The organism is Jatrophihabitans sp. (assembly GCF_051960575.1).
Lineage (GTDB): Bacteria > Actinomycetota > Actinomycetes > Mycobacteriales > Jatrophihabitantaceae > JBQCEE01.
Genome location: NZ_JBQCEE010000012.1, coordinates 1 through 4,339 on the forward strand (window position 1 = coordinate 1; position 4,339 = coordinate 4,339).

A 4,339-nucleotide genomic window follows, 5' to 3' on the forward strand; every position below is an offset into this window, starting at 1 on the left:
GTTCGACGAGCAACAGCCGCGCCGCGGGGAAGGCGGTGCCGAGCATCGGGTCGCCGCGCAGCTGCGCCCGCACCGCGCACCGGTCGGGTGTCTCGCGCGGCCGCGGCGGATGGGTCGTCACGCCGGGACGACGATGCCCTCGCGCAGCAGCCGCCGCGCGACGACGAGCTGGTCGGCGTCGTCGAGTCCGGTGAGCCCGCCGGGTGTGAAGACCTCACCGCTGAGCACGGTCTTGAGGGCGTCGGCCGTCGCCGCCGGCAGCAGCACGGCCCGGTCGAGCAGGCGCAGCCGCAGCTGCTCGCCCTCATCGCGCAGGTCGACGCGCAGGCCGAGACGCAGCTGCAGGCGGTCGTCGTGGGACAGGTTCGCGACCGCGTCGAGCTGCGCGAGCGGTGACAGCGGTGCCGGACGCGTCTGGCGGCGCAACGTGTCACCGAGGAACGCCGCCGCTGCGCCGGTGTCGGCCTGCGCGAGGCGCTCGGTGAGCGCCGCGATCGTGGCGCCGAGATGCGGCGCGAGCACGTCCGGGTCGCCCAGGTCGGTACCCATGGGCAACGAGCGGCGCAGCTCGGGGTCGTGCTGGGCGGCGGCGAGCAGGTGCCGCACGAGGTGGTACCGCGTCAGCGGGTGCACGCCCACGGTGAGGTGGATCGAGGTCTCGCCCAGGGCGGCGGCCGCGTGGATCGTCCCGCGCGGGAGGTAGAGGGCGTCGCCGGGTTCGAGCACCGCGTCGATGACCGGGGCCTCGGTCGCGCGCGCGGCGACGGCCTCGCGGTGCTGCTCCCACGGCTGGTCGTCGAGCGGGTCGGTGACGACCGGCTCGTGGATCGTCCAGTGCTTGCGGCCGGCCACCTGCAGCACGAACACGTCGTGCACGTCGTAGTGCGGTGCGAAGCCCTGGTTCTGCGGCGGGGTGATGTAGGCGTTGATCTGCACCGGGTGCCCGAGTTCGGCCGACAACATCGCCCCGAAGTCGACGAGCGGCGGCCAGGTGCGGTGCAGCGCCTGCAGCACCAGCGTCGCCCCGTCGGCCAGCTGCGCGAGCACGCGGTCGTCGGCGGCCTGGTCGCCGATGCTCGCGCCGGCACCGCCGCCGCGGGTGAAGCGCTTGGCGTCGAGGACGCTGCCCTCCTTCGCCATGCGCAGGAACGGCGTGCGCAGGCCGCGACGCGAGACCAGTTCGTCGACCGCCGCGGCGTCGAGCAGGTCGTCGAAGCCCGACGCGCCGGACTGCCCGCCGAGCTCGGCCGCGCGGGTCAGCAGGGGCCGGCGGCCCCAGTGCTCGGCCGCGAAGTCGTCGGACGAGACGGCGACGCAGCGCCGGAGCGCTGCGTCGCCGTTCGGTCGTGTCTGTGTCACTGCTCGGTCAGGACAGCGGCTCAGGCGCCGCCGTCGGCCGGGCCGTGCGCGCCACCGTCGGCCGGGCCGTGACCAGCGCCGCCGTCCGCGCCACCGTCGCCGCCGGCACCACCATCGGCACCGCCGTCGCCACCGGCACCGCCGTCCGCGCCGCCGTCGCCGCCACCGTCGGCAACGCCGTCGCCGCCGCCGTCCTCGGGGCCGTGACCCGCGCCGCCGTCTGCCGGGCCGTGCGCGCCGCCGTCCGCGCCACCGTCGCCGCCGGCACCACCATCGGCACCGCCGTCGCCACCGGCACCGCCGTCCGCGCCGCCGTCACCCACGGTCGTCATGTCGTCGTCGTCCACTGCTGGCTCCTTCGCTCGTCGGTTGGCACGGCCGCGCACCTGCAGCAGGGCCGTCTCCCACGCTAGTCAGTACCCGCGGGCGAGGGCCATGTCCCCGCTCGAGCGGACTGGGTTCGGGGCTTCTCGGCGATGTGCAGCGCGACGATGCCGCCGGTGAGGTTGCGGTACTGCACCTGCGTCCAGCCGGCGGCGGCGATGCGGCGGCCCAGCTCGTCCTGCGCCGGCCAGGCCCGGATCGACTCGGCGAGGTAGACGTACGCGTCCGGGTTCGACGAGACGCGCCTGGCCACCCACGGCAGCGCGCGCATCAGGTAGTTGAGGTAGACAATCCGGAACGGCCGCCACGTCGGGCGGCTGAACTCGCAGATCACCAGCCGCCCGCCCGGACGCACCACGCGGGCCATCTCGGCCAGCGCGCCGGACACGTCGACCACGTTGCGCAACCCGAAGCTGATGGTGACCGCGTCGAACGCGCCATCGCGGAACGGCAGGTGCACGGCGTCGCCGGCCACGAAGCGGACGTCGCGGCGGCGCTTGTTCGCCCGCCCGGCCCGCAGCATGCCGAGCGAGAAGTCGCAGGCCACCGCGTCGGCACCGGCCCGCATGAACTCGACGGTCGAGACGCCGGTGCCGGCGGCGAGGTCGAGCACACGGTCGCCCGGCTGCAGCTGCAGCACCGCGCGGGTGCGGCGGCGCCACGACCGGTCGCGTCCGAAGGAGAGGACGGTGTTCGTAACGTCGTAGCGGCGGGCGACGCCGTCGAACATCGCCGCGACCTCGGACGGTTCCTTGGCGAGCGTCGCGCGGGTCATGCCTCTGATTGTGCAGGCACGTCCGGATGGATCGGGCGATGGCCCGGCACCGCCTCGATCGCGGGCTGCGCGAGCCGGATGCCGCCGGCCGCGATGAGGGCGAGGCACAGGACGTAGGCGAGGATGTGCCACGGCGAGACGGGGATGAACTCGTGCAGCAGCAGCGCGCCGAGCAGCACACCGAACAGCGGGTCGACGACCATGTTGGCGGGCAACGTCGCGCCGAGCGCACCGACCTGGAACGACATCTGGGTCAGCACCACGCCGCCCAGCCCGAGCACGACGATGGACGCGACGAGCACCAGCCCGCGCTCGGTGGCGATCAGCCCGTGCACGCCGTGCTCGACGCTGTCACGGAAGCCGCGGAACCCCCGGTGGTGCGAGCTGTGGTGATGGCCGCCGATGACGTCGGACGACGCGTCGATCATCACGGCGATCGTGCCGAACCAGGCACCGGCGACGCCGCCGTACACCGCGCCCTTCACCGAACTCCCCGCCGTCCGCACCGCCAGGCTGATGAGCACGCCGCCGACGAACACCGAGCTGACCGCGATGATCACCCAGTGCGGGTGCGGGATGCGCTGGTGGTGCGGCTCCCCCGCCAGCGACAGGAACACCGCCAGGCCGGCGATGATGCCGAGGCACCCGAGGTAGTCACCCCGGCGCGGCGGCGAGCCGCCCATGATCCAGTGCACGAACAGCGCGATCGGGAGCATGAGCACCACGAACGGTTGGACGTAGACGACCTTGCCGATCGACAGGGCGATCACGTTGAGCACGAAGCCCGCGAAGTCGCCGACCACCGCGACGAGCCAGAGCGGGTCCTTGAACAGCCGCAGCAGCCCCTTCGCGCTCGCCTCGCCACCGCTGCCCTCGCTGGCGCTGCGGTGCTGCACCACGATGCTCGTGCCGTAGACGCAGGCCGCGCCCACCGCGAACGGGATGGAGAGGAGGAACGACGACATGGCCGCGGCGCGACGCCGGTCAGCTCGCGGTGGCGACGGGCAAGAGCGTGAGGGCGGTGGACGACACGTGCGAGCGCACGCGGTCGTCGTCGCGCGGGTCGTCGGCCGGGTCGCTGTGCACCACGAGGTGGCGGTAGAGCGTGTCGCGCTGCGCGGGGATGCGCCCGGCGCCGCGGATGAGGTCGATGAGCTCCTGCCGGTTGCTGCGGTGGCGGGCACCGGCGCTCGAGACGACGTTCTCCTCGAGCATGACCGACCCGAGGTCGTCGGCGCCGAAGTGCAGCGTGAGCTGGCCGATGTCCTTGCCGGTCGTCAGCCACGAGCCCTGCAGGTGGTTGATGTTGTCGAAGAACAGCCGCGCGACGGCGATCATCCGCAGGTATTCGAGGCTCGTCGCCTGCGTGCGGCCGCGCAGGTGGTTGTTCTCGGGCTGATACGTCCATGGGATGAAGCTGCGGAAGCCGCCGGTCCGGTCTTGGACGTCGCGGATCATTCGCAGATGTTCGATCCGCTCCGCGTTCGTCTCACCGGTGCCCATCATGAACGTCGCGGTCGACTCGACGCCGAGCCCGTGCGCGGTCTCCATGACCGAAAGCCAGGTCTCGCCATCTTCCTTGAGCGGCGCGATCGCTGTGCGCGGGCGCTTGACGAGGATCTCGGCACCAGCGCCGGCGAACGAGTCGAGTCCCGCCTGGTTGAGCCGCTTGATCACTGTGGCGAAGTCCAGCGAGGACGTGCGCGAGATGTGCACGACCTCGGACGCGCCGAGGCTGTGCAGGGTGAGCTGCGGGTAGTTCGACTTGATCGCCGCGAACGTCTGCTCGTACCACTCGATGCCGAGCTCGGGCGAGTGGCC

General features: G+C 72.8%; 5 protein-coding genes. 1 reads left to right on the top strand and 4 read right to left on the bottom strand.

The annotated features are described in order from the left end of the window. Positions 1-117: 117 nt before the first annotated feature. A complete protein-coding gene (locus ACTHMS_RS00640) occupies positions 118-1,359 on the bottom strand; it encodes a cupin domain-containing protein (protein ID WP_440304745.1) in 1,242 nt (413 codons plus the stop codon). Here ACTHMS_RS00640 and ACTHMS_RS00645 point away from each other — a divergent pair. Next, on the top strand, positions 1,353-1,772 hold the full coding sequence (locus tag ACTHMS_RS00645; RefSeq protein ID WP_440304746.1) for a hypothetical protein: 420 nt from the start codon (positions 1,353-1,355) through the stop codon (positions 1,770-1,772). The genes ACTHMS_RS00640 and ACTHMS_RS00645 overlap by 7 nt on opposite strands. Here ACTHMS_RS00645 and ACTHMS_RS00650 read toward each other — a convergent pair. The 3 genes from ACTHMS_RS00650 to ACTHMS_RS00660 form a co-directional block, all read right to left on the bottom strand. Further along, positions 1,769-2,518: a demethylmenaquinone methyltransferase gene (locus ACTHMS_RS00650; RefSeq protein WP_440304747.1), complete on the bottom strand. Its 750-nt coding sequence runs from the start codon at positions 2,516-2,518 to the stop codon at positions 1,769-1,771. The genes ACTHMS_RS00645 and ACTHMS_RS00650 overlap by 4 nt on opposite strands. Continuing rightward, positions 2,515-3,483 (bottom strand): hypothetical protein, encoded by a 969-nt coding sequence (locus tag ACTHMS_RS00655; RefSeq protein WP_440304748.1) that lies wholly within the window; start codon positions 3,481-3,483, stop codon positions 2,515-2,517. The genes ACTHMS_RS00650 and ACTHMS_RS00655 overlap by 4 nt, the downstream gene beginning before the upstream one ends. A 19-nt stretch (positions 3,484-3,502) precedes the next feature. Continuing rightward, positions 3,503-4,339, bottom strand: an 837-nt coding sequence (locus ACTHMS_RS00660) for a radical SAM protein (RefSeq protein WP_440304749.1), incomplete at its 5' end; no start/stop codon positions are given.